30 protein-coding genes are annotated in these 24,364 nt (G+C 63.1%); 16 read left to right on the top strand and 14 right to left on the bottom strand.

Annotation, left to right across the window (positions count from 1 at the left end; all coding sequences use genetic code 11):
* Positions 1-74 precede the first annotated feature (74 nt).
* Together EP837_RS12645 and hemB are read right to left on the bottom strand one after the other, a co-directional pair.
* Positions 75-662, bottom strand: coding sequence for a gamma carbonic anhydrase family protein (locus EP837_RS12645; protein WP_066528114.1), 588 nt, complete (start codon positions 660-662; stop codon positions 75-77).
* Positions 663-666: 4 nt separating this feature from the next.
* Positions 667-1,662, bottom strand: coding sequence for a porphobilinogen synthase (gene hemB / locus EP837_RS12640; protein ID WP_066528108.1), 996 nt, complete (start codon positions 1,660-1,662; stop codon positions 667-669).
* A 74-nt stretch (positions 1,663-1,736) separates the two neighbouring features.
* Between hemB and gloA2 the strand changes: the two genes are divergently transcribed.
* Entirely contained in the window at positions 1,737-2,120 is a 384-nt protein-coding gene (gene gloA2, locus EP837_RS12635; RefSeq protein WP_066528106.1) for an SMU1112c/YaeR family gloxylase I-like metalloprotein, read from the top strand.
* Here gloA2 and EP837_RS12630 read toward each other — a convergent pair.
* Both EP837_RS12630 and EP837_RS12625 read right to left on the bottom strand, forming a co-directional pair.
* Complete coding sequence (locus tag EP837_RS12630; RefSeq protein ID WP_066528104.1) at positions 2,100-2,591, bottom strand: 2'-5' RNA ligase family protein; 492 nt, start codon at positions 2,589-2,591, stop codon at positions 2,100-2,102. The two genes, gloA2 and EP837_RS12630, sit on opposite strands and share 21 nt — an antisense overlap.
* 40 nt (positions 2,592-2,631) lie before the next feature.
* The gene (locus EP837_RS12625; protein WP_066529421.1) at positions 2,632-3,171 is read right to left on the bottom strand and encodes a peroxiredoxin; all 540 of its coding nucleotides are present in this window, start codon (positions 3,169-3,171) and stop codon (positions 2,632-2,634) included.
* Positions 3,172-3,273: 102 nt separating this feature from the next.
* Here EP837_RS12625 and EP837_RS12620 point away from each other — a divergent pair, with 102 nt between their 5' ends.
* Complete coding sequence (locus EP837_RS12620; protein ID WP_066528103.1) at positions 3,274-3,693, top strand: sugar transporter; 420 nt, start codon at positions 3,274-3,276, stop codon at positions 3,691-3,693.
* A gap of 311 nt (positions 3,694-4,004) precedes the next feature.
* On the opposite strand, the gene mltG is transcribed toward EP837_RS12620, so the two are convergent.
* The 5 genes from mltG to fabD all read right to left on the bottom strand — a co-directional run bounded on the left by mltG (position 4,005) and on the right by fabD (position 8,554).
* Positions 4,005-4,976 carry an endolytic transglycosylase MltG gene (gene mltG / locus EP837_RS12615; protein WP_066528101.1) on the bottom strand — a complete coding sequence of 324 codons (972 nt, stop codon included), beginning with the start codon at positions 4,974-4,976 and terminating at the stop codon, positions 4,005-4,007.
* Between the two features lie 11 nt (positions 4,977-4,987).
* Positions 4,988-6,247: a beta-ketoacyl-ACP synthase II gene (gene fabF / locus EP837_RS12610; protein WP_066528099.1), complete on the bottom strand. Its 1,260-nt coding sequence runs from the start codon at positions 6,245-6,247 to the stop codon at positions 4,988-4,990.
* Between the two features lie 179 nt (positions 6,248-6,426).
* The gene (locus EP837_RS12605) at positions 6,427-6,660 is read right to left on the bottom strand and encodes an acyl carrier protein (protein ID WP_007689016.1); all 234 of its coding nucleotides are present in this window, start codon (positions 6,658-6,660) and stop codon (positions 6,427-6,429) included.
* Positions 6,661-6,857: 197 nt separating this feature from the next.
* Positions 6,858-7,598, bottom strand: a complete 741-nt coding sequence (fabG, locus tag EP837_RS12600; protein ID WP_066528097.1) for a 3-oxoacyl-[acyl-carrier-protein] reductase — start codon at positions 7,596-7,598, stop codon at positions 6,858-6,860.
* Positions 7,599-7,618: 20 nt separating this feature from the next.
* Positions 7,619-8,554 (bottom strand): ACP S-malonyltransferase, encoded by a 936-nt coding sequence (gene fabD / locus EP837_RS12595; RefSeq protein ID WP_066529416.1) that lies wholly within the window; start codon positions 8,552-8,554, stop codon positions 7,619-7,621.
* Between the two features lie 147 nt (positions 8,555-8,701).
* Between fabD and EP837_RS12590 the strand changes: the two genes are divergently transcribed.
* The 9 genes from EP837_RS12590 (at position 8,702) to rplI (ending at position 16,097) form a co-directional block, all read left to right on the top strand.
* Positions 8,702-10,174: an efflux transporter outer membrane subunit gene (locus EP837_RS12590; protein ID WP_197486282.1), complete on the top strand. Its 1,473-nt coding sequence runs from the start codon at positions 8,702-8,704 to the stop codon at positions 10,172-10,174.
* Entirely contained in the window at positions 10,164-11,594 is a 1,431-nt protein-coding gene (locus tag EP837_RS12585) for an efflux RND transporter periplasmic adaptor subunit (protein WP_066528094.1), read from the top strand. The genes EP837_RS12590 and EP837_RS12585 overlap by 11 nt, the downstream gene beginning before the upstream one ends.
* Before the next feature lie 4 nt (positions 11,595-11,598).
* Positions 11,599-12,297, top strand: coding sequence for an ABC transporter ATP-binding protein (locus EP837_RS12580; RefSeq protein WP_066529410.1), 699 nt, complete (start codon positions 11,599-11,601; stop codon positions 12,295-12,297).
* Between the two features lie 112 nt (positions 12,298-12,409).
* Positions 12,410-13,615, top strand: coding sequence for an ABC transporter permease (locus EP837_RS12575; protein ID WP_066528092.1), 1,206 nt, complete (start codon positions 12,410-12,412; stop codon positions 13,613-13,615).
* Positions 13,616-13,738: 123 nt separating this feature from the next.
* Positions 13,739-14,101 (top strand): RcnB family protein, encoded by a 363-nt coding sequence (locus EP837_RS12570; protein ID WP_066528087.1) that lies wholly within the window; start codon positions 13,739-13,741, stop codon positions 14,099-14,101.
* Positions 14,102-14,239: 138 nt separating this feature from the next.
* The gene (locus EP837_RS12565) at positions 14,240-14,641 is read left to right on the top strand and encodes a BLUF domain-containing protein (RefSeq protein ID WP_225870555.1); all 402 of its coding nucleotides are present in this window, start codon (positions 14,240-14,242) and stop codon (positions 14,639-14,641) included.
* Positions 14,642-14,817: 176 nt separating this feature from the next.
* The gene (rpsF, locus tag EP837_RS12560) at positions 14,818-15,249 is read left to right on the top strand and encodes a 30S ribosomal protein S6 (RefSeq protein ID WP_066528084.1); all 432 of its coding nucleotides are present in this window, start codon (positions 14,818-14,820) and stop codon (positions 15,247-15,249) included.
* Positions 15,250-15,262: 13 nt separating this feature from the next.
* Positions 15,263-15,487 carry a 30S ribosomal protein S18 gene (gene rpsR / locus EP837_RS12555; protein ID WP_004212076.1) on the top strand — a complete coding sequence of 75 codons (225 nt, stop codon included), beginning with the start codon at positions 15,263-15,265 and terminating at the stop codon, positions 15,485-15,487.
* A gap of 13 nt (positions 15,488-15,500) precedes the next feature.
* A complete protein-coding gene (gene rplI / locus EP837_RS12550) occupies positions 15,501-16,097 on the top strand; it encodes a 50S ribosomal protein L9 (protein WP_066528082.1) in 597 nt (198 codons plus the stop codon).
* 346 nt (positions 16,098-16,443) lie between these two features.
* On the opposite strand, the gene EP837_RS12545 is transcribed toward rplI, so the two are convergent.
* Positions 16,444-17,154: a helix-turn-helix domain-containing protein gene (locus tag EP837_RS12545; protein WP_066528080.1), complete on the bottom strand. Its 711-nt coding sequence runs from the start codon at positions 17,152-17,154 to the stop codon at positions 16,444-16,446.
* Between the two features lie 167 nt (positions 17,155-17,321).
* Here EP837_RS12545 and lgt point away from each other — a divergent pair, with 167 nt between their 5' ends.
* Positions 17,322-18,224: a prolipoprotein diacylglyceryl transferase gene (lgt, locus tag EP837_RS12540; RefSeq protein ID WP_380806980.1), complete on the top strand. Its 903-nt coding sequence runs from the start codon at positions 17,322-17,324 to the stop codon at positions 18,222-18,224.
* The gene (locus tag EP837_RS12535; RefSeq protein ID WP_066528079.1) at positions 18,214-19,278 is read left to right on the top strand and encodes a class I SAM-dependent methyltransferase; all 1,065 of its coding nucleotides are present in this window, start codon (positions 18,214-18,216) and stop codon (positions 19,276-19,278) included. The genes lgt and EP837_RS12535 overlap by 11 nt, the downstream gene beginning before the upstream one ends.
* Before the next feature lie 178 nt (positions 19,279-19,456).
* On the opposite strand, the gene gmk is transcribed toward EP837_RS12535, so the two are convergent.
* Complete coding sequence (gmk, locus tag EP837_RS12530) at positions 19,457-20,122, bottom strand: guanylate kinase (RefSeq protein WP_066528077.1); 666 nt, start codon at positions 20,120-20,122, stop codon at positions 19,457-19,459.
* Positions 20,123-20,195: 73 nt separating this feature from the next.
* Between gmk and EP837_RS12525 the strand changes: the two genes are divergently transcribed.
* Positions 20,196-20,750, top strand: a complete 555-nt coding sequence (locus tag EP837_RS12525) for a DUF2585 domain-containing protein (RefSeq protein WP_380807188.1) — start codon at positions 20,196-20,198, stop codon at positions 20,748-20,750.
* On the opposite strand, the gene EP837_RS12520 is transcribed toward EP837_RS12525, so the two are convergent.
* The 3 genes from EP837_RS12520 to EP837_RS12510 all read right to left on the bottom strand — a co-directional run bounded on the left by EP837_RS12520 (position 20,747) and on the right by EP837_RS12510 (position 23,060).
* Entirely contained in the window at positions 20,747-21,094 is a 348-nt protein-coding gene (locus tag EP837_RS12520) for a hypothetical protein (RefSeq protein WP_066528073.1), read from the bottom strand. The two genes, EP837_RS12525 and EP837_RS12520, sit on opposite strands and share 4 nt — an antisense overlap.
* A 40-nt stretch (positions 21,095-21,134) precedes the next feature.
* A complete protein-coding gene (fumC, locus tag EP837_RS12515) occupies positions 21,135-22,517 on the bottom strand; it encodes a class II fumarate hydratase (RefSeq protein WP_066528072.1) in 1,383 nt (460 codons plus the stop codon).
* A gap of 66 nt (positions 22,518-22,583) precedes the next feature.
* On the bottom strand, positions 22,584-23,060 hold the full coding sequence (locus EP837_RS12510) for an SspB family protein (protein WP_066529401.1): 477 nt from the start codon (positions 23,058-23,060) through the stop codon (positions 22,584-22,586).
* 97 nt (positions 23,061-23,157) lie between these two features.
* On the opposite strand from EP837_RS12510, the gene hisB reads away from it, so the two are divergent.
* Positions 23,158-23,745 carry an imidazoleglycerol-phosphate dehydratase HisB gene (gene hisB, locus EP837_RS12505; RefSeq protein WP_066528070.1) on the top strand — a complete coding sequence of 196 codons (588 nt, stop codon included), beginning with the start codon at positions 23,158-23,160 and terminating at the stop codon, positions 23,743-23,745.
* Complete coding sequence (hisH, locus tag EP837_RS12500; RefSeq protein ID WP_066528067.1) at positions 23,742-24,359, top strand: imidazole glycerol phosphate synthase subunit HisH; 618 nt, start codon at positions 23,742-23,744, stop codon at positions 24,357-24,359. The genes hisB and hisH overlap by 4 nt, the downstream gene beginning before the upstream one ends.
* Positions 24,360-24,364 lie beyond the last annotated feature (5 nt).

The raw sequence follows: 24,364 nt of genomic DNA, 5'->3' as shown, positions 1-24,364 counted from the left end.
TTCGAGTAGCCGAGCAACGAATAGGCCATTCATCTCAGTTCTCGACTTAGCTCGAAATGAACGGAGGAGAGGCGCTAACCAGCGGCCTTCAGTGCGCCTTTATGCGCCTTCGCATTGTGCACATAGCGATCGACGCCCTCGCGCATGCCGATAATTGTTTCGTCGGTCAGGTCGCGCACATATTTGGCGGGGCGGCCAGTCCAGAGCTGGCGGTGCGGGATGGTCTTGCCGGGCGATAGCAAAGCGCCTGCCGCCAGCATGGCGTCGCTTTCAACGGTGCAGCCGTTCATCACCACCGCGCCGAGACCGACAAAGGCGCGGTCTTTCAAATCGCAGCCGTGGATCATCGCCATATGGCCGATGAGGACATCGTCGCCGATGATCGTCGGCCAGCCCTGAGGCCGGGCGGCGTCGGGGCCGTCGCAATGGATGACGCTGCCGTCCTGAATATTGGTGCGTGCGCCAATGCGGATCTTGTTCACGTCGCCGCGAACCACGCAATTATACCAGATGCTGGCGTCAGGCCCGATTTCCACATCGCCGATGATGCGACAGCCGGGCGCGATGAAGGCGCTGGGGTGGATGACCGGCATCTTGCCTGCGAAGGTCAGGATGGTGGCGCCGGGATGATCGGGATGGGCGGCGTGCGGATGATCAGGCATGGCGTCAGGCTCCCAGCAGCCGCGCGGCGTGGAGCGCGTGATAGGTCAGGACGCCCGAGCAGCCGGCGCGCTTGAACGCAAGAAGCGTTTCCAGCACCAGCGCATCACGGTCCCCTGCCCCGGCGGCGACGGCAGCTTCGATCATCGCATATTCGCCCGACACCTGATAGGCGAAGACGGGCACTTCGAACCGGTCCTTCACGCGCGCGATGATGTCGAGATAGGGCAGGCCCGGCTTCACCATGACGCTGTCCGCGCCCTCCGCCAGGTCGAGCGCGACCTCGCGCAGCGCTTCCTCGCTGTTGGCGGGGTCCATCTGGTAGCTTTTCTTGTCGCCCTTTAGCAGGCCGCTGGAACCGACCGCATCGCGGAAGGGACCGTAGAAGGCGCTCGCATATTTGGCGGCATAGGCCATGATCTGGACATTGGCATGACCTTCTTCCTCCAGCGCTTCGCGGATCGCGCCGACGCGGCCGTCCATCATGTCGCTGGGCGCGATAATGTCCGCGCCCGCCGTCGCCTGGTTGAGCGACTGGCCGATGAGAACGTCGATCGTGGCGTCGTTGACGACATAGCCTGCCTCATCAAGCAAGCCGTCCTGGCCGTGGGCGGTATAGGGGTCGAGCGCTACGTCGGTCAGGACGCCGATATCGGGCACCGCATCCTTGATCGCGCGGATGGCGCGGCACATGAGATTGTCGGGGTTGAGCGCTTCAGCTCCATCGTCGCTGCGCCGTTCAGGCTGCGTGTTGGGGAAAAGCGCGAGGCACGGGATACCTGCGTCGCGGGCTTCCTTTGCACGGGCCGCGATGCCGTCCACCGACCAGCGCGACACGCCGGGAAGCGAGGCGATCGGCTCCTCTACCCCCTGCCCTTCGGTGACGAAAAGCGGCCAGATAAGGTCGCTGGGGTGAAGGCGGATTTCGGCGTGCATTGCGCGGCTCCACGCGGCGGCGCGAGTGCGGCGCAGGCGGAGCGCCGGATAGGGGGCATAGCTCATGGAGGGGGTGTAGGCCGCCGCGCGAGGGGGATCAAGGTTCCGGCGGCCGGTCGCGCATGCTAGGGGCGACTGCCATGCGCTGCATCCACCATATCGCGATCATATGTTCCGACTACCCGCGGTCCCGGCGCTTTTACGCGGAGATATTGGGTTTGCCGGTCATCCGCGAAGTGTGGCGGGAAGAGCGGCAATCATGGAAATGTGATCTGGACGCGGGCAATGCCCAGATCGAGCTTTTCTCCTTTCCTTCGCCGCCGCCGCGTCCGTCGCAGCCCGAGGCTTGCGGCCTGCGGCACCTTGCCTTTTGCGTCGAGGATCTGGATCGGGAGATCGCCCGGCTGGGGGCAGCGGAGATCGCATGTGAAGCTGTCCGAAGCGATTCCTATACGGGGCAGCGTTTCACCTTCTTCGCCGATCCGGACGGACTGCCGCTCGAGCTATATGAGGATGCGCGCTGAGCGGAAGCTGGCCTTTTTCGCCAAGTCCCAGGAGCCGCCTTCCCGATAATGCCAGGCGGCCAATCCTGCGATTTTCAGCGGACGGGGGCGAAAGTCCACCTTCAGCAGATCGGCCAGCGCGCGGGCGGTGGAAGGCTCCACCTTGTTCTGCACGGTGATGTGGAAGCGCGGGCGCGCCTGATCCTGCGGCGTCAGCAGGCCGGTGAAAGCATCAGCCAAATCATCCCATATCGCCAGCAGACCGTCGCTGCGGACATCGAACGCCACCCCGCGACCTAGCAGCAGAACGCCGTTGACGATCGCCAGAGGCGGCGGAGCGGCGCATATCTGCTTCATCCGCGCGGCTAGTTCCGGCAGCAGCGATGGAGGCAGATGGTGGAACAGCGTCATATGCGCGGGCACCAGATTGCGATCGGGCGGAAAATGGGCGCGGCGAAGCGAGTCCGCCCAGGCGAAATCCTCCGCACCCATCAGCGCCGTCAGGATGATCGGCGCTCCGTCCCCGCCGCGATCAGCCAGCGGGATGCTCCTTCAACCATTCCAGCACAGGCTCTGGGCGGGTTTCGCCATAGGGATCGTCATCCTCGCCTATGTCGTTGATGCCGGGCTCCTCGAACCAGGCGACGACCCTGCCGTCATCCACCACCATCGCATAGCGCCAGCTGCGATCGCCAAAGCCCAGATGATCCTTCTTCACCAGCATGCCCATGCGGCGGGTGAAGTCGCCCGATCCGTCGGGAAGCAGCTTCACATTCCTGACGCCCAGATGCTTGCCCCACTGGTACATGACGAAGGCGTCGTTGACGGAAACGCAATAAACATCGTCAACGCCCAGCGCCTTGAAATCATCATAGAAGCGTTCGAAGGCAGGGCATTGCTCCGTCGAGCAGGTGGGGGTGAAAGCGCCCGGCAGGGAGAAGACGACTACCCGCTTTCCCTTGAACAGATCGCCGGTCTGAACATCTTCCCAGCGGAAGGGATTGGGTCCTCCGACGCTTTCGTCGCGTACGCGCGTTTTCAGCGTCACATCAGGCACGGAACGTCCCAGCATCGTCACTTCTCCCTTTCGGGCGCACGCTTCCCTGCGCGCGCCGATCTCTATATGCTCGCCACGCCGAGATGGCGCAAAGGGCATCTGCAGGGGGAAACACGCATGTCCGCATCACGATCCTTCGCGATATTCGCGCTTGGTCTGCTGATCTGGAATTTGATCGGCGTGGCGGCCTTCATCCTTCAATATACGGCGGATCTGGCGGCACTGGCGAAAAGCGATCCCTATACGGCACGGATATTTGCAGGGATGCCGGGTTGGGCCTGGGCGGCATATGCCGTGGCGGTCGGCGCAGGGACGCTGGGCGCTACGATGCTGCTGATGCGGAAGCGAGTGGCGGTGCCTTTGTTCGCGCTGTCCGTGATCGGCGTTGTCGTGCAGTTCGGGTACAGCTTCTTGGGTACGGATTTGCTAGCGGTGAAAGGGGCTGGCGCCGCGGCGTTTCCGGCGGTGATTTTGGTGATCGCGGTGGGGCAGTTGCTTTATGCGCAAGGGCTGCAGGCGAAGGGGGTGTTGCGGTAGGTGGGGCGTTATGGGTGGTTTGCTACCATCTCTCCTGGAACCGTTCGGTTCGAATAGGCTTCAAGCTTGTTGAGAAGCCGTTATCGAAAACGGGGTGCGTAACGCCATTTTCTCGCCTTCGCTTCTCGACAGGCTCGAAACGAACGGAAATTAATGGGTCCGCTTATGGTCGATAGTAATCGGTCCGCTTTCCTGCTCCGTTCGCGCCAAGCGATCGAAGCGGGCGTGCAACTGCGAAGGCATCCTGACTCAGGACGAACGGTGGTGGTGTGGACGCATTCAGAGGCCGCCGGCGATTGTCCGAACGGCGCTCAAATCTCCCCGCGCGCGCGGCGGATTTCGAACCATTTGCGGACATTCTGGTTGTGCTGTTCCAGCGTGTCGGCGAAGATGTGGCCGCCCTTCCCGTCCGCGACGAAATAGAGCGCGTTGGTGTCAGCGGGATGCAGTACCGCGAGGATGGACAGCCGGCCGGGGTTGGCGATCGGCCCCTTGGGCAGGCCCGTCATGGCATAGGTGTTATAGCCGTTGACGGCCGCGATCTCCGACTTCTTGATGCGGCGGCCGAGGGGCTTGCCCTTGGTGATGGGATAGATGATCGTCGGATCCGCCTGAAGCATCATGCCGCTTTTCAGGCGGTTGCCATAGACGCCAGCGACCATCGGCCGTTCGCCCGGCACGCCTGTTTCCTTTTCGACGATGCTGGCGAGGATGATGGCTTCCTTGGGCGACTTGGCGACCGTGTTAGGCGCGCGTTCGGCCCATAATTTATCGAGCGCGCGCGTCATTGCGTCCTGCATGCGCTTCAGCACGACGGCGCGGCTTTCGCCCTTGTCGAAGGCGTAGCTGTCGGGAAGCACGCTGCCCTCTGGCGGGACCGCGACATCGCCGGTCAGTTGGTCATTTGCCATCAACCGCTCGTGGACGAGGATGGAGGGCATGCCTTCGGGGATCGTTACGAGCCGGGTCAGCGTCTTGCCGCCCTGCAGGATGGAAAAGATGGCGGAGTTGCTCGCGCCCTTGGGGATCAGGAACTCGCCCGCCTTGATCGACCTGCCTCGGCCGAAGACCTTGGTTCGCGTGAGGAAGGCGTCGGCGGAGCGCACGACGCCTGCCTGCTTCAGCAGAACCGCAGCGTCGGCCACGGTGGCGCCTTCCGGCACGATGACACTGATATCCCGCGGCGCAGGACCCGCTTCGGTCCAGCCATAGACGAAACGAAACGCCACGAAGGCGGCGACGGCCAGGCCGATCGCGAGGATGCCAAGCCCGAACCGCCGCACGATTTTTATCCTCAGATCGCCTTCATGATGAGCGAGGCGTTGGTGCCGCCGAAGCCGAAGCTGTTGTTCAGCACCGCGCGCACCTTGCGTTCCTTGGCGACGTGCGGGACCAGGTCCACGCCCGCGCAGCTTTCGCTGGGCTCGTCAAGGTTGAGCGTCGGCGGCACGATCTGGTCGCGGATGGCGAGGATGCAGAAGATGCTTTCCACAGCGCCCGCGCCGCCCAGAAGGTGACCGATGGCGGACTTGGTGCTGCTCATCGACATGGTCGAGATATTGTCGCCGAACAAACGCTTGACCGCGCCCAGTTCCAGTTCGTCGCCAAGCGGGGTCGAGGTGCCGTGCGCGTTCACATAGTCGATGTCGGCGAGCGACAGACCCGACTTCTTGAGCGCCATTTCCATCGAACGGTAGCCGCCATTGCCCTCCGGATGGGGAGCGGTGACGTGATAGGCATCGCCCGAGAGGCCGTAGCCGATAACTTCGGCATAGATATGCGCACCGCGCTTCTTGGCATGCTCATATTCTTCCAGCACGACCACGCCTGCGCCCTCGCCCATGACGAAGCCGTCGCGGTTGACGTCATAAGGCCGCGAAGCCTTTTCCGGCGTGTCGTTGAACGCGGTCGACAATGCGCGCGCCTGGGCGAAACCGGCGATGCCGATCGGGCAGATCGCGCTTTCCGCGCCACCCGCCAGCATGACGTCGGCATCGTCCATCGCGATCATGCGGGCGGCATCGCCAATCGAGTGGGCGCCAGTCGAGCAGGCCGTGACGACTGCATGGTTGGGGCCCATCAGGCCATATTTGATCGAGACTTGGCCCGAAATCAGGTTGATGAGGCGACCATGGACGAAGTGCGGGGAAACGCGGCTCGGCCCCTTGTTTGCTAGCACCAGCGATTCGCTTTCGATGCCCGGCAGGCCGCCGATGCCCGAACCGATGGAGCAGCCAGCGCGCAGCCTTTCTTCCTCGCTCATATTGTCGAGGCCCGCGTCGCGGAGCGCCTGACTGGCGGCGGAAATGCCATAGACGATGAAGGGATCGACCTGCCGCTGAATCTTGTGATCGACGTCCAGGCCCGGATCATAGCCATATTCATGATCCGCGGGCTTCACTTCACAGGCGATGCGGCACTTATACTCGCTGGCGTCGAAGCGCGCGATCGTGGCCGCGCCGGACTTGGACGCGAGGATATTCTTCCACGTGGTTTCGACATCTCCGCCCAGGGGGCTTACCATGCCGAGGCCGGTTACGACGACGCGACGCATATATCTGCTCCGAAAATCTTCATAGGCTTGCGCCGCTCCTTAGCCGCTTCGACAGCGGTTGTGAACGGCGGTCCAGATACGAAAAAGCTCCCCAAGACCTGCTTTCGCGGGACAGGAGGAGCCATTCCCTTGCAAAAACGCAGGCGGCCCGGCCATTGGAGGCGGGCCGCGAGACGCTTTTACTGCTTGCTGTCGATGTAGTCGATCGCATCCTTGACGGTGGCGATCTTCTCGGCCGCATCGTCGGGGATCTCGACGCCGAATTCTTCTTCGAAAGCCATCACCAACTCAACGATATCCAGGCTGTCTGCGCCCAGATCGTCGATGAAGCTTGCGTCCTCGGTCACCTTTTCGGCTTCGACGCCCAGATGTTCGACGACGATTTTCTTAACGCGATCCGCGGTCTCACTCATGAGTGGTCCTTCTTACTGGGTATCGTTGATGGTTGTGAATATTTGTTAAGGCATGCCCTAGAGGCAAGGCCCGACAGAGGCAAGAGGCAAGAAACGATCGAAAAGCATGATTTCCCCCCATCCCATGTGCTTGGATGGCACAAGGCCGCCCCGTTGCAAATGGGAGAGCATGGGAAGTCGTCCGAATCGCCTCCCTCTTAAATCATCGCCATGCCACCATTTACATGCAACGTCTGGCCGGTGACATAGCCCGCTTCCCGGCTGGCGAGATAGACGACGGCCGCGCCAATATCCTCGCCTGCGCCGAGATCCCCGGCCGGAATCTTCTGCAGGATCGCACCCTTTTGCGCGTCATTGAGCGCGTCGGTCATGGCGGAGCGGATGAAGCCAGGAGCGACGCAGTTCACGGTGATGCCGCGGCTCGCCAGTTCCTGACCCAGCGACTTGGACATGCCGATGATGCCAGCCTTCGAAGCGGCATAGTTGCTCTGGCCGGGATTGCCGGTGACGCCCACAACCGAGGTGATCGAGATGATGCGGCCGAAGCGCGCCTTCATCATCGGCTTGGCGGCCGCGCGGGCGAGGCGGAAAGCGGCTTCTAGGTTAACGGAAATGACGTCCGACCATTCATCATCCTTCATGCGCAACACCAGATTGTCGCGCGTGATGCCGGCATTGTTGACGAGAATGTCGATCTTCCCGCCCAGCGCCTCAACCGCCTGCGGCACGAGAGCATCGACGGAAGCGGGATCGCTGAGGTTGCAGACCAGCGTCTTGTGGTTACCGCCCAGTTCGACGGCGAACGCCTTGAGCTTTTCCTCATTGCTGCCTGAAAGCGCGAGCGTCGCACCCTGCGCGGCGAGCGCCTTCGCGATGGCGGAACCGATACCGCCCGAAGCGCCCGTCACCAGCGCGGTCATGCCTGTCAGATCAAACATAGTCTCTTATCCTTATCTTTTCAGAATGCGCCGAGCGCCGCCTCGATATCATCCATGGTCACGACGCTGCGGACGGTGGCGTCGGGGGCGATGCGCTTGACCATGGGGCCGACGACCTTGCCGCCGAGTTCCACGAAGTCGGTGACGCCTGCTTCCCACATCGCTGCGATGGATTCGCGCCAGCGGACGCGGCCGGTCACTTGTTCAACGAGGCGCGCCTTGATCTCTTCGGGATCGGCGATCGGTGCGGCGAGGACGTTGGCGTAAACGGGCAGCAGCGGGGTAGCGACGGCGGCATTGCCCAGCGCTTCGGCCATCGCATCGGCGGCCGGCTGCATCAGCGGGCAGTGGAAGGGAGCGGAGACGGGCAGCAGTACGCCGCGTTTGATGCCATGGTCCTTGACCAGAGCGACCGCCCGCTCGATCGCGCCGCGGTGGCCGGAGATGACGACCTGCGTCGGATCATTGTCATTTGCGACGGTGCACACTTCGCCCTTAGCCGCGGCGTCGGCCAGCGCCTGCGCCTTTTCAATGTCCGCGCCGAGCAGAGCGGCCATGGCCCCCTCTCCCACCGGCACGGCCGCCTGCATCGCCTGTCCGCGAAGCTTCAGCAGGCGCGAGGTGGTGGTGATGTCAAAGGCTTCCGCAGCGCAGAGCGCGCTATATTCGCCCAGGCTGTGCCCAGCGACAAAATCGCCCTTCTCCGCCAGCGAGAAGCCGCCCTCGCGCTGCATCACGCGCAGCGTCGCCAGCGCATTGGCCATGATCGCCGGCTGTGCATTTTCGGTGAGGGTGAGGTCGCTTTCCGGACCTTCCACCATGATGCGGAACAAATGCTGCGACAGGGCGTCATCGACCTCCTGAAACAGTTCCCTCGCTGCCGGGCTCGCATCGGCCAGCGCCTTGCCCATGCCCACCGACTGGCTGCCCTGCCCCGGAAAAAGAAATGCCCTCATCATTCACCCCTTGCCGCCAGGCGCCCGCAAAAGCGCCATTTCCTAATCGTTACACTTTGAGACACAAATGCCGTTGAGGCACCCGGCCCGTTTCGGCAGTTTCCCCAATCGGACCGCCGCCACCCCCCAGGTGGCGTCCCTTTAACGATGACGGAGTGCAAGGAAAAGGTGCGATATCGCATTGCCTGGATCATCGGGACCGGCCTGACCCTATCTGCTTGTGCGGCAGGTCCCGATTACAAGGCGCCGCAGCCTGCCGCATTGGGGGTGCCCGCCACCTATTACGGCCAAGGCGGCAGCACGCCCGTCGATCAGGCGGAACTTGCGACCTGGTGGACGCGCCTCAACGATCCGGCGCTGAGCGGCCTGATCGATGAGGCGATCGCCGGCAATCTGGACATCGTCCAAGCGCAGGCGCGGCTACGTCAGGCGCGCGAATCCTTGAGGCAGGCGAACGCGGCCTTCCTGCCCCAGGTGAATGCGTCCGGTTCGGGCGGTCGCAACTATAGCAGCGCTGGCGGTGGCACCCGCGTGGTCGATGGCAATGTGGTGTCCAGCGGCTCAGGCAAATGGAGCAGCAGCTATTCGCTTGGCGCCAATGCCAGCTGGCAGATCGACCTGTTTGGCGAGCTTTCGCGCTCCGCCGAGGCCGCGCGGGCGGACCTTGTCGCGTCGGGCTATGACCTCGCCAATGTCCGGATGACGATCATCGCCGAACTCGTCACCAACTATGTGCAGGCTCGGCAGGCGCAGGCGCAGCTTCGCATAGCGCGCGAAACGCAGGCGATTCAGCGGGATAATTATAATATCGCCAACTGGCGGCTGCAGGCGGGGCTGGTGTCCTCTCTGGACGAGCAGCAGGCTCGGGCGCAATTGGCGCAGACCAACGCCACCATCCCACAGTTGGAAGCAAGCCTGCGCGGCAGCCTGAACCGCATTGCCGTGCTGACCGGTCAGGCACCGGGAGAGGCCACGCGGATGCTGGAGACGCCAGCGCCCATTCCCGTTGCTTCGGCCAACATCGCCACCGGCATTCCCGCCGATACGCTGCGCCAGCGGCCTGACGTTCGCAGCGCGGAAAGGGCGCTGGCCGCCGCCACCGCCAGGATCGGCATCGCGCAGGCGCAGCTTTACCCCTCGCTGGGGATCAGCGGGAATATCGGCACCAACGCCACATCGTTCAGCAACCTGTTCGACCTGATCACTGGCAGCGTCTTCGCCAATGTCGCGCAGCTGATCTTCGATGGCGGGAGGCTCGCGTCGCAGGTGCGTTCGCAAAGAGCCGCGACCGACGCAGCTTTTGCGGCCTATAAGCAAAGCGTCCTGACCGCGCTTGAGGATGTGGAAAACGCCATGGCGTCACTCACCAGCGCCCGCCAGCGCGCCGCGGAGTTTCGCATCGCCTTCGAAGCTTCCAACAACGCCGCTATTCTGGCGCGCAGCCAGTATCAGGCGGGCCTGATCGATTTTCAGACGCTTTCCACCAGCGAAACCACCCTGCTGAACGCGCGCAACAGTCTTGCCGCCGCGCAGGCTGACGAAGTCCTGGCCATCGCCCAACTTTACAACGCGTTGGGCGGCGGCTGGCAGAACATGGAAAACCGCCCGAATGAGCAATGATGTGAGCAAGGATCAGGACCTGGACGATTTTCTGGGGGCGCGGCCGGAAAAGCCGTGGCGCAAATGGGTGATGCGCGGCGCGATCGGCGTTGCGCTGCTGATCCTCATTCTCCTGCTCGCCCGCTGCTTTTCAGGCGATGACAGCCCAAATTACGCCACGCGCGAAGTGCGGCGCGGCGACCTGACCGTCACCGTGTCGGCGACCGGGAACCTGAAGCCCATCAATCAGGTCGATGTGGGTTCCGAACAGTCGGGCAAGATCACGCAGGTCTATGTGGATGTGAACGACCGGGTGACGAAGGGACAACGGCTCGCCGAACTCGATACGCGCCGCCTGGTGGATACAGTGAACCAGAATCGGGCGCAGGTTTCGGCGTCCCAGGCGAGCGTCGCACAGGCGCAGGCGCAGGTGGCGCTGGCGAAGGCGACGCTGGACCGGCAGCTCAACGTCTTCCGCCTGTCGGGTGGCCGCGTCCCTGCCAAGACGGAACTGGATGCGGCGCGGGCAGATTATCAGTCAGCCGTCGGCAATCTGCGCGCGCAACAGGCACAGGTAAGCGTGGCGCGCGCTCAGCTTTCGACAGCGCAGACCAATTTGTCCATCGCTCAGATCGTATCGCCTGTGACCGGCGTCGTGCTGTCGCGCGACATCGAGCCGGGCCAGACGGTGGCGGCATCGCTCAACGCGCCTGTCCTCTTCACCATCGCAGAGGACCTGACGCAGATGGAGGTCGAGGTTTCCGTCGATGAGGCGGACGTCGGTCAGGTGAAGGAAGGCCAGGCGGCGACCTTCGCCGTCGATGCCTTCCCCGGCCGCAGCTTCCCCGCGCGCGTGACGCGGGTGAATGTCGGCTCCAATGCCTCGAGCAGTTCCTCTTCCACCACCTCATCGGGCAGTAGCAGCACGGCCAGCACCAGCGGCACGGTGGTCGCCTATACCGCCGTGCTGGCGGTGGATAACAAGGATGAGACGCTGCGCCCTGGCATGACGGCCACGGCCGATATCGTGACGCAGGAGTTGAACAACGTCCTGCTGGTCCCCAACGCCGCGCTGCGCTTCAAGCCGAGCGCTGGGGATAAGGGCGGCGGCATTACCAGCCAGATCGTTCCCGGCCCGCGCCGCTTCCGCCGTGGCAATGCGCGACAGGTCAGCTTCGGCATCGGCAGCAGCCAGACCGTGTATGTCGTGGGCGCGGACGGCAAGCCCAAGGCCGTGTCGGTGGTCGTCGGCGCCAGCGACGGCGCGCGCACGGTGATCACCGGCGGCGACCTGAAGCCCGGCATGCGCGTCATCACCGGCCAGCTTGCGGCGGGGCAGGAACAGCCCGCCGAGGATAGTGCGAACGGCGGCGGACAGCAGCGCAATCGGGGCGGCCAGAGTAGCGAAGCGCGCGGCACCGGGCGGCGAAACGGAAGCTGAGGCGATGGATGATCCCATCATCTCCTTGCGCGGCGTAACCAAGGTCTATGGATCGGGGCCGACAGCCTTTCAGGCTCTGAAGGGCATCGACCTCGACATTGCGGAGGGAGACTTTGTCGCCGTCATGGGTCCGTCGGGCTCCGGCAAATCGACGACGATGAACATTCTAGGCTGCCTCGATGTGCCGACTGCTGGCGAGTTCCTGTTCAAGGGCCGTCATGTGGAAACGCTCGATCGCGATCAGCGCGCCTTGCTGCGGCGACGCTATCTGGGCTTCGTGTTCCAGGGCTTCAACCTGCTGTCCCGCACGACCGCGCTGGAGAATGTCGAATTGCCCCTGCTCTATCGGGGTGAGGACAAGAAGACGCGCTATGACGCAGGCATGGCGGCGCTGGATAAGGTGGGCCTGAAGGATTGGTGGGATCACACGCCGGCCGAGCTGTCCGGCGGCCAGCAACAACGCGTGGCGATCGCCCGCGCCATCGTGACCCACCCCGCCGTGCTGCTCGCCGACGAGCCGACCGGCAATCTGGATTCGGAAAGGTCGGTGGAGATCATGGAACTGCTGACCGACCTCAACAAGAATAGTGGCATCACGGTGCTGATGGTGACGCATGAGCCCGACATGGCGGCCTATGCCCGGACGATCGTGCATTTCAAGGATGGGCATGTGGACGGGATTGAGAATGGGGTGAGGGTGTGATTTCGCCCAAGACCTCCGTTCGCCCTGAGCTTGTCGAAGGGCTCAACTCCGCTTCCGACAAAAATGGGGCTTCGACAGGTTCAGCCCGAACGGCTCAGGGGGCTTCTTGCCGATGCTAGGCACGACCGTCATCCTCGCCTTTCGCGCGATCAACCGGCACAAGTTGCGCAGCTTTCTGACGACGCTGGGCATCATCATCGGGGTGGCGGCGGTCGTCACTATGGTGACGCTGGGCAATGGGGCGACCGCCGCGGTGCGCCAGCAGATCAGCTCGCTGGGCGCGAACGTGCTGCAGCTTCGCCCCGGTCAGGGCTTCGGCCGTGGCGGAGGCGGCCCGCGCCCGCCGGACTTCAAGCCCGCCGACCTTGCCGCGATCGAAAATCAGCTGACCGGCGTGCGCGCCGTTGCCCCGCTGGTCCAGTCGAGCGGCACCGCCATCTATGAAGGATCCAACTGGTCCACCACCGTCTATGGCACCACCGCCGCCTATTTCGAGGTGCAAAGCTGGAAGGCGGACGCGGGACGCCTGTTCATGCCGGAGGAGGAGGAAGCAGGCAAACCCGTCTGCATCATCGGCAATACGGTGCGCACCAACCTGTTCCAGGGCAGCGACCCCGTCGGAAAGCGGCTGCGCATCAAGGGTGTTTCCTGCCAGGTGATCGGCGCGCTGGCGACACGCGGGCAAGGCGGCTTTGGTGACCAGGATGATGTGGTCGTCATGCCGATCAAATTCGTGCAGCGCCGCTTCACCGGCGACCGCGACATCAGCCAGATCATGATCGCGGTGGATGATGCCTATGACACCTCCACCGTGCAGGCGAGCCTGGAAGAACTGGTGCGCGAGCGGCGCAAGGTGAAGCCGGGCGCGGAGGATAATTTCAACGTCTTCGACACCAAGCAGATCAGCGACACGCTGACCGGCACGACCACGATCCTGACTCAGATCGTCGCGGCGGTTGCTGCCATCTCCCTGCTGGTCGGCGGGATCGGCATCATGAACATCATGCTGGTGTCCGTGACGGAGCGCACCCGCGAGATCGGCATCCGGCTCGCCATCGGCGCCGTTGCGCGCGAGGTGCTGATGCAGTTCCTGGTCGAGGCGATCGTGCTGTCGTGCCTGGGCGGGATGATCGGCCTGTTCCTCGCCCTCATCGCATCGGTCGCCATCGCGCCGCTGATGCAGGTGCCTTTCATCTTCGATGTGAAGGTCAACCTGATCGCCTTCCTCTTTTCGGCGGCGATCGGCGTCGTGTTTGGCTATTTTCCGGCGCGACGCGCGGCGGCGCTCAACCCCATCGACGCGCTGCGGCACGAATGAGGCTGTTACAATTTCAGACAGTTAAGCCGCCGCTTTGGCACAAGCTTGCGACAAGTCTTGCCTAAATCTGTCTTCAACGCCGGAGCAACGGCGCGACAGACAAAAAAGCAAGGAGCAAGTGAGATGATCAAGAAACTACTGATGAGCCTGGCCGCAACGACCATGGTGGCAAGCCCGATGGTCGCCGCGCAGGCACAGGCCGCGCCGCATCGCGAAGTGACCCGCGTGGTAAAGCATGGCCCCCATGGCCACACGGTGGTGAAGCACAAGACCGTCGTGCGCAAGAATGACTATCGCCGCTGGAACAAGGGTCAACGCTTCGACCGCCGCTATGCCCGCGATTACCGCGTGATCAACAATTATCGCGACTATCGCCTGAACGCCCCGCCGCGCGGTTATCACTGGGTCCGCTCGGGCAATGACGCGGTGTTGGTGGCGATCACCAGCGGCATCATCGGCGCGGTGATCGGCAGCGCCATTCGCTAAGCCGTCCGCCAATATGGTGAAGCAGCGCCCCGGAGACATCTCTCCCTCCGGGGCGCTTTGCATGATCAAGGTTAAACACGAAATCTAAAGCGTTTCCGGGCGATATGGCCGCTGTGGGCGGCGTTATCAGGAAACATCATGTCCTTATACCAGATCATGTATATCAGCAGCGCTCAAGGGAGCGTGACGGCTGACCAGTGTGCGGCAATCGCCCGCGCCGCGGCAGTCCGGAACCGTCTGGCGGATGTAACGGGGCTGCTGCTGTTCAACAGCAAGCGCTTCATCCAGGTGCTCGAAGGTCCGCGGGCGGCTGTGGAGAGCGTCTATGAACGCATCCGCCAGGACGACCGCCATCGGGGCGTCGTGAAGCTTCGGGAAGCCGCAATTGACTCACGTGAATTTGGCGATTGGGGCATGGCCTATGATGATCCTGCGCAGCCTTCCGCCAATCTGAAGGACAAGGTCGCCGTCCTGCTGGATCGGGCCGGCGCATCGACCCGCGCCCATTTCATGGGTTCGGCAGAGATGCACCGCGGCTGAGGTTCGATCGCAGCCAGCATCCGCTTGCCTTTCACCTATGTTTCCGTCATAGGCGCCGCTTCGCACGCCACGAGGGTGACTCGCGGGCATGCGACAGACTGTTTTGAGACGACAGCCGGAGGGGCGTTCCACATGGGGTGGGCGTCAGCGATCGGCCAACAGATGAGGCAATACCCATGGCTCTTTACGAGCATGTGTTCCTTGCGCGCCAGGATCTGGCACAGGCGCAGGTGGACGCACTGGCGGAAACCGCCACCAAGATCGTCGAGGATAATGAAGGCAAGGTTACCAAGGTCGAGACCTGGGGCCTGCGCAGCCTCGCCTACAAGATCGCCAAGAACCGCAAGGCGCACTATGTGATGCTGAACATCGACGCCCCCGCCGGCGTCGTCGCGGAACTGGAGCGTCAGACCCAGATCAACGAAGACATCATCCGCTACATGACCGTGAAGGTCGATGAGCTGGAGGCCGGCCCGTCGGTCATGATGCGCAAGCAGGAGCGCTCCGAGCGTGGTGATCGCGGCCCCCGTGGCGATCGCGGTCCGCGCGAAGATCGTGGCGACCGTGGCCCGCGCCGCGATCGCGAAGAAGCCCCGGCTGGCGAATAAGGAGATCTGAAACATGGCACGCCCGTTTTTCCGCCGCCGCAAGAGCTGCCCCTTCGCCGCCAAGGATGCGCCGAAGATCGATTATAAGGACGTCCGTCTGCTGCAGGGCTTTGTGTCCGAACGCGGCAAGATCGTCCCCAGCCGCATCACCGCGGTGTCCGCCAAGAAGCAGCGTGAGTTGGCCCAGGCCATCAAGCGCGCCCGTCACCTGGGCCTGCTGCCCTACATCGTGAAGTGAGGGAGTAAGACTCATGGAAATCATTCTCCTCGAACGGATCGAGAAGCTGGGCGCCATCGGTGACGTCGTCACCGTAAAGGACGGTTACGCCCGTAACTTCCTGCTGCCCAACAAGAAGGCGCTGCGCTCCAACAATGCCAACAAGAAGGTCTTCGAAGCCAATCGCGCGAAGATCGAGGCCGACAACGCCGCTCGCCGCTCGGACGCCGAAAAGTCTGCCGAAGGCGTCAACGGCAAGCAGATCATCCTGATCCGCCAGTCGTCGAACGCCGGCCACCTCTATGGTTCGGTCGCCGTCCGTGACGTCGTCGAAGCGCTGCATGCCGATGGCGTAACCAACGTGACCAAAGCGATGATCGTGCTGGAACGCCCGATCAAGACCCTGGGCCTTTTCGACGTCAAAGTCGCGCTGCACCCGGAAGTCGTCACTACCATCCAGGTGAACGTCGCCCGCTCGCCCGAAGAGGCCGATCTGCAGGCGCAGGGCGTGGACGTGATGGCTGACCTGTTCGAAAAGGACGAGGCCGGCTTCACCGAAGATTATGATCCGAATGCGGAGCCCGGCGAGATCGCCGTGGAGGCCGAAGAAGCTCCGGCTGAAGAAGCCTGAGTTTCCCAACGGATTGAAAGAAAGCCGCCCCTCACCGGGCGGCTTTTTTATGGCTGCGGCCGAATGGCCGAAGGAACGACCGAACAATCGCCAGTCTTTAGAGGAGATGACTTTTCAGAGCCTCGAGATGCCTTCGCTCGACCTGAGCTTTTGATGCCTGTCCAAGCATCAAAAGCGATCATGTGCCTGCTTTGGAGGTTTACAGGCTGCCCATAGCGGATGGCATGTTTCCTTCATGCCGGGATCGAGTGGCGTCCTGCCTCTTCAGAAAACCAGAGGCTCCGACATTCGAACGAGGCAAGTGGCTCGTTCTATCAGCTTGAGCGGGCTGGCTGATGCAGGCTCATCAATAATCGATACGGACGTGCACCTGCGATTTATCGACACCGGCGTGCTGCGCAATCTGGCGCTTTGCCGCGTCGATGACCTCATGAAGCTGCTGCCCCCCATGCGCACCCTCAGCAGGACGAGACTCGCGCGGCGCAGCGGCCGTTTCGCCGAGCAGCAACTGCTGTTCCGTCAGGCCGAACACCTCCGCCAGGATGATGAGGCTCTTGCGCCGGGGCATCGTCTTGCCCGATTCCCATGCCCAGAGCGAGGGCTTGCTGAACCCCGTCCGCTCCGACAACGCCGCCCGGCTAAGGCCGCGTTCGCGGCGCAGGCGGCGCAGGCGTTCCGGGAGCATTTCCGGGCCATTGCCCTGCACGACATGATCGACCGGACTTCCGTTGCTGCGCTTGCTGCTACGCAGCCGCGTGGCGCTTACGGCCGCTTGCGGCAGCGCTTCATCGAAGCGGCAACCGAACAGCGGATCATCCTGCCACACCACGCGAGTGGCGACCGTCCCGGCTTCGGGTAGAGACACCAGCACGACCTGGCCAAGCTTCAACTTCGACCGGGTTTCGATCAGCATGCCCGCCGTCGAGATGTCGTGGACCGTGACGTCCGCAGGCTCGTTGCCCAGCGCCCCCGGCACTTCCAGACGGATAGGCCAGCGCGCGGTCTCGCGCTTTTCGCCGGTTGCCGGCGATTGCTCTATAACGGGGTCGATAGACATGCCGCCATGAGTGCCACGGCGAAGGTTTCCAGCAGGTTAACAGCTGCCTAAATCTTGGTCCGATATGAGACGCGAAAGCTATCTCTGCTTAATCCACTGCACTCCGGTGTCGCCCGAATCTCCGAGGAAATTGACAGCCCCCTTCCCTCGCCGCCCCAACCTGCTCTATGGCGAAGGCCATAATTCCCAAGGGGAACCACAACTTGATCCTTGACCTCGCCGCCGCCGCTTCGGGCGCCATCCATTTCGATCAGCTGGGGCTCAGCCCGGTTGCGCTGGACCTCGGTTTCTTCACGCTCAAATGGTACAGCCTCGCCTATCTGGCGGGCATATTGGTCGGCTACTGGTATCTGCTGAAGCTAGTCGCCCAGCCCGGATCCCCCATGGCGCGGCGGCATGCCGACGACATGATCTTTTACGCGACGCTAGGCATCATCATCGGCGGACGGCTCGCCTATGTCTTTTTTTACCAGCCGGAAATCCTGCGCAATCCGCTCGATGTCTTCAAACTGTGGAATGGCGGCATGTCTTTCCATGGCGGGGTGATCGGCGTGTCGCTTGGCGTGCTTTACATGGCGCGAAAGGAAAATCTGTCCTGGCTTCGCATCCATGACTATGTCGCCTGCTGCGTGCCTTTCGGCTTGTTCTTCGGCCGCCTCGCCAACTTCGTGAATGGCGAGCTGTGGGGCAAGGAGACAGACGTTCCCTGGGCGGTGATCTTCCCCACCGGCGGCCCCTTCCCTCGCCATCCGAGCCAGCTTTACGAAGCCTTTTTCGAAGGCATCGTCCTGCTCCTTATCCTGGCCTTCGCCTTTTGGAAGACGCGAGCGCGGTACAAGCCGGGCCTGCTGGTCGGCCTGTTCCTGTTTTTCTACGGGCTGTTCCGTTTCGGCATCGAATATTATCGGGAGGCCGACGCGCAGTTGATGGAGTTCGCGGCGCGCACCGGCCTTCATATGGGCCAGTGGCTGTGCGTGCCGATGATCCTGGGCGGCCTCTACCTCATCGTGACGGCGAAGGGCCGCCGTGTCCGCGTCGAACCGATCGCCGGCAGCGCGAGTGTCAGCTGAACCGCTGACGCTGGCGGAGCGCCTCGCCCGCCAGATTGACGCGGGCGGGCCCATTTCGGTCGCCCACTATATGGCCGAGGCGAACCAGCATTATTATGGCACCCGCGACCCGCTGGGGACCGCGGGCGATTTCACCACCGCGCCTGAAATCAGCCAGATGTTCGGCGAACTGATCGGCCTGTGCCTTGCCGATGTTTGGATGCGGTCGGGCGGCCGGCCGCATGCGCTTTATGTCGAGCTGGGACCGGGACGCGGCACGCTCGCATCCGATGCGTTGCGCGCGATGGGAAACATAGGCTTCACCCCTCCGCCCCATTTCGTCGAGACCAGCCCTACTCTGCGCGAGCGGCAGCGGTTGGCGCTGCCGATGGTTTCTCACCATGAGGCGGTCGGGACCCTGCCGGAAAATGCCCCGCTGCTGGTCGTAGCCAATGAGTTTTTCGACGCGCTGCCCGTGCGCCAGATCGTGCGCAGCGATGCCGAATGGCGGGAACGGGTAGTGCGGACCGATGAGGCTCAGCCCGGCCGATTCGAAGCGATGCCGGGCTACCGCCGCGTCGAATCGGGTATTCCCGCCATAGCGGCCGATGCGCCGGACGGAGCGATTTTGGAGATGCCCCTGGCCGGAACCGCCATCGCGCTCGACCTTGCCCAGCGCATCGCCCGGCAGGGGGGCGCCGCGATCATCATCGACTATGGCTATGAAGGCCCGGCGGTCGGCGATACGCTGCAGGCGGTGCGAGGACATCAGTTCGCCGATCCGTTTCAAGACCCCGGCGAGAGCGACCTGACGACCCATGTCGATTTCACCATGATCGGCAATATGGCGCGGCAGGCGGGGCTAAGAGTGCTTGGCCCCGTAGGCCAAGGCGCATTCCTGCGCCAGCTGGGCATCGACGCCCGGGCCGATCAGCTGGCGCGTACGGCGCCCGCGCGGGCGGCGGAGGTAGAGGCCGCGCGCGTCCGGCTGACTGCGGATGACGCAATGGGCACGCTGTTCAAGGCGATGGCCTGGGTGCACCCGGAATGGGCGGACCCTGCGGGATTTGAATAGCGCTTGACCTCGTTCAAGACCATCCAATCCGCTCCGGCTGAGCGTGTTGGAGCCGTCCCGTAATTCCGAAGAAGTGGAATCCTTCGATACGCTCAGGGCGAACGGCTTGTCGATCCAGCGTTATCCGTTTCTCGACTGCGCTCGAAACGAACGGGGGACGGAAGGAAATCAGGCGGCCTCAATCTTCCTGATGATAGCGGCTTAGCCTGCGGATGAAGCCGATAAGGCCGGTCTGACGGCTGCGCTTCATGCGTTCGGCGTGCAGGATCGTCTGCACGCGCTGGAAACAATCCTCCGCATCGACATTGCACAGCACATAGTCATAGCCGTCCCAGTGCGCGATTTCATTGGCGGCCCGCGACATGCGGCCTTCGATCACTTCCTCGCTGTCCGTGGCGCGGCCGCGCAGGCGTCGTTCCAATTCCTCCATTGAGGGCGGCAGGATGAACACCCGCACAACGTCGCCACCGGCGATCTGATGCAGTTGCTGCGCGCCCTGCCAATCGATGTCGAACAGTACGTCGCGGCCGCTCTTCAGCATCGCTTCGACGGGCGCACGGGGGGTGCCATAGCGTTGGCCGAACACATGCGCCCATTCGAGGAATTCATGATCCGCCGTCATCCGGCGAAACTCTTCCAGATCGACGAAATGATAATCCTTGCCCTCAACCTCGCCCGGCCGCATCGGCCGCGTCGTCGCGGACACGGACATGGCAAGGTCCGGCTCTGCGGCCAGAAGCTTTCGCGCAATGGTGGATTTGCCCGCGCCAGATGGCGAGGAAAGAACGAAGAGCACGCCACGCCGCTTGAAATCGGGCGCCTCGATAGGGATGCTGTCGGCCATGGCCGCTAGTGACGCCGTGGAAAGCATTTGGCAAGAGGCCGCGCAGGGGGACGATCTTTTGAGACGCAAGGCTATCCGCAACCGGCGGGGTTTTCTAACGGCTGGGGTCATCGCCCTGCTAACCTGCGCGCTGCTGTTCCTGATGGCGCGGCCGCCCATCTGCACCTGCGGCTATGTCGAAATGTGGCATGGTGCGCTCGACAGCGGCAACAGCCAGCATATCGCGGACTGGTACAGCCTGAGCCATGTGATCCACGGCTTCCTCTTCTACGCGGCAGCGCGGGCGGTGATGCGGCGGCAACCGATCGGCCCGCGCCTGGCCCTCGCCGTTCTCGTCGAATGCGTGTGGGAGATATTGGAAAATTCGCCAATCATTATCGATCGCTATCGCGCGGCGACCATTGCACTGGGCTATAGCGGCGACAGCATCCTGAATTCGATGAGCGACATTGGCATGATGACGCTGGGCTTCCTGTTTGCCGCCCGTGCGCCGGTATGGGTGACGGTCTGCGCGGGGATCGCGCTGGAACTGATCGCGCTCGCCGTGATCCGCGACAACCTGACGCTTAATGTGCTGATGCTCGCCTGGCCGATTGATGCGGTGAAGCTTTGGCAGTCGGCGCTTTAGGGCTTGGACGCGCGGGTCTTTCGCGCCTGTCCGATCGGCACCGGCTCGCCGCTGAGGTCAGGCAGCGCCTTGGTGCCCCGCTTGCTGTCCAGATCCCGCTTGGTTTCATACGCCTTGCCCGCGAGATAGGCTCCCGTCACGAACAGTGCGCCCAGCGGGTGTCGCATGATCAGACGCTTTGCGCCGATACCGGCGACCAGGCCGACGACGCCCTTCTTGCCCGTCGCCGCCGCCACGCGTGCCGCGACCACCGCCGCGCCCAGACGCGCCGTCTTTCGCAGCAGGCCAGCCTTGCGCGGCGGGCGGATGGTGACAAGCGGCTGTTTGGAAGCGATCTTCTTCATACTGCCCTCAATGTATTGCAGAAGCGGCGGTTCCGCCAGTTCACACCATATTTTCCGGCCTGACCAGCCGGTCGAAGCTGTCCTCGTCGATGAGCCCGAGCGCAAGTCCCGCCTGCTTGAGCGTCAGCCCTTCCCCATGAGCATGTTTCGCGATCTTGGCCGCATTGTCATAACCGATCTCAGGCGCGAGCGCCGTCACCAGCATGAGGGAACGATCGACCAGCTCGGCAATCCGCTTCTCATTGGCTTCCAGCCCATCGACGCAGCGTTCAGCAAAGCTTTCCATGCCGACGCTCAACAGATGGATGGAGCGCAAAACTGCCGCGCCGATCAGCGGCTTGAACACGTTGAGTTCCAGATGCCCCTGAAGCCCCCCGACCGTCACCGCCTGGTGATTGCCGATGACCTGCGCCGCGACCATGGTCAGCATTTCACATTGGGTCGGATTGACCTTGCCCGGCATGATCGAACTGCCCGGTTCGTTGGCGGGCAGATCCAGTTCGCCAAGCCCCGAGCGCGGGCCGCTGCCAAGCAGGCGAATGTCATTGGCGATCTTCGTCAGAGCCACAGCCAGCGTGGAAAGCGTCGAAGAAAGGTGGACCAAGGGATCGTTCGATGCCAGCGCCTCAAACTTATTGTCGGCGGTGCGGAACGACAGGCCGGTGATCGCGGCGATTTCCCGCGCCATAGCGATGCCGAAACCTTCGGGCGCGTTGAGGCCGGTGCCAACCGCCGTGCCCCCCTGCGCGAGCGCCATCATGCCGTGCATCACAGCCGGCTCGATCCGCTTGCGGCAGCGGTAGAGTTGGTGCGCGTAGCCGGAAAATTCCTGGCCCAGCGTCAGCGGGGTCGCGTCCTGTAGATGGGTGCGACCGATCTTGACGATATCGCCCCATGCCTGCGCCTTGGCATCCAGCGCCTTATGAAGACGGTCGAGCGCCGGGAAAAGCTGATCCGTTGCGGCGCGGGCGGCGGCGATATGGAGTGCGGTGGGGAAGCTGTCGTTGGAAGACTGGCCCATGTTCACATGGTCGTTGGGATGCACGGGCGACTTTCCGCCGCGCTTGCCCGTCAGTGCTTCGTTGGCGAGGCCCGCGATCACCTCATTGACGTTCATGTTCGACTGCGTGCCGCTGCCGGTCTGCCAGATGACGAGCGGAAATTGATCGTCATGACCGCCCGCCACTACTTGCGCCGCCGCCGCTTCTATTGCTTCGGCCAATTCGGCCGCGAGACCTTCGGTGCGATTGACCCGCGCGGCGGCCTGTTTGACGATGGCGAGGGCGTGGACGATGCCGATCGGCATGCGCTCCGTCATGCCAAAGGGGAAATTTTCGATGCTGCGCTGGGTCTGTGCGCCCCAATAGGCGCTGGCGGGCACCTCTACGGCGCCGATGCTGTCGGTTTCGGTGCGGCTATCCATGCAACGGCTCCCAGCGCGGTGAGGTTGGAAGCCAATTTGGGAGGTGATCCGGCTATTCGCCAGCCTTTATTTCTTCTTGCCGAAATCCACGGTGACGACGTTCGAGCCGTCCTCGCTTTTGACCTGCGGCGCGTCATTTTCCGCTTCTTCGTGCGGTTCGGGCGATCCGTCGGACTGCACCTGAAACTGAAGCGCGAAATTCACCGCGGGATCGACGAAGGCCGTGATCGCGGCGAAGGGGATGACGAGGTGCGCCGCTACCTGATTGAAGGTCAGGCTGACCTCGAACCCGTCGCCGCCAACCTTCAGGTCCCAGAATTTATTCTGGAGCACGATGGTCATTTCGTCCGGGAATCGTTCCACCAACTGCTTGGGGATCGCGACTCCCGGCGCCTGAGTCTTGAAGGTGATATAGAAATGATGCGTGCCCGGAAGACCGCCGGAACGCTCAACTTCGCCCAGCACGCGGCCGACCACGGCGCGCAAGGCCTCCTGCACGATTTCGTCGTAGGGAATCAGGCTGTCGGGCAAGTCGTCGCTCATGCCCAATGTCCTAACGGCGCCGCGCGGCGGGTCAAGTGCGCCCCACACATGCAACGCCACATTGCATGCCGCACCCACTTCGGTATAGGGCGCAGCCATGCGCACGGCCGAAATTCACCGCAACACTGCGGAAACGCAGATCGACGTGACCGTCAACCTGGACGGCACTGGCGTCTATACCGTTTCTACCGGCATAGGCTTTCTCGATCACATGATCGAGCAGCTTTCGCGTCACTCGCTGATCGACATGGATGTGAAGACGGTCGGCGACCTGCACGTGGATCAACATCATACGACCGAGGACACGGCGATCGCGATCGGCGAGGCGGTGGCCAAGGCGCTGGGCGACAAGCGCGGCATCACCCGGTACGGCAGCGTCTATTCGCCGATGGATGAGACGCTGAGCCGGGTGTCGCTCGACATTTCGGGACGGCCCTGGCTGGTGTTCAAGGCGGACTTCACGGTCCAGCGCCTCGGCGAGTGGGATACCGAGATGATCGAGCATTGGTTCCACAGCTTCGCGCAGGCTGCCGGGATCACGCTGCATGTCGAAAATCTCTACGGCAGCAACAATCACCATATTGTCGAAAGCTGCTTCAAGGGCCTTGCCCGCGCGCTGCGCCAGGCGGTGGAGATCGATCCGCGCAAGGCGGACGCGATCCCATCCACCAAGGGGATGCTGTGACCGCTCTCACCCTCATCGATTACGGCGCAGGCAACCTCCATTCGGTCCACAATGCCCTGCGCAAGGCTGGGGCGAGCGATGCCGTCATTACCGCCGACCCTGCCGTGGTAGCGAGGGCGGACCGCATCGTGCTGCCTGGCGTGGGCGCTTTTCGCGCCTGCATGGATGCGCTTTCCGCCATTCCCGGCATGATCGATGCGATGAATGAAGCGGTGGGCCAGCGTGGCACACCTTTCCTTGGCGTCTGCGTGGGGATGCAGCTGCTCGCCGATGCGGGTGAGGAGTTCGGGCGGCATGCGGGACTTGGCTGGATCCCGGGCACCGTGCGGCTGATCGAGCCCACCGATCCGGCGATCAAGGTGCCGCATATGGGCTGGAACAAGGTAAGCCTGAACGGAACGCCCCCTTTGCTGGAGACAGGCGAGGCCTATTTCTTGCACAGCTATCATTTCGAAGCTGCCGATCCCGCCCATATCGCGGCGGTCACCGATCATGGCGGGCCGCTGGTCGCCGCGGTTGCGCGCGACACCATCATCGGCTGCCAGTTTCACCCGGAAAAGAGCCAGACCTATGGCCTTTCCTTCCTGTCCCGTTTTCTGGAGTGGCGTCCGTGAGCCCG

Origin of the sequence: Sphingobium sp. EP60837 (assembly GCF_001658005.1) — a bacterium.
Lineage (GTDB): Bacteria > Pseudomonadota > Alphaproteobacteria > Sphingomonadales > Sphingomonadaceae > Sphingobium > Sphingobium tyrosinilyticum.
The sequence above is the reverse complement of the archived record's forward strand: the minus strand, read 5'-3'. Positions and strand labels throughout refer to the sequence as shown.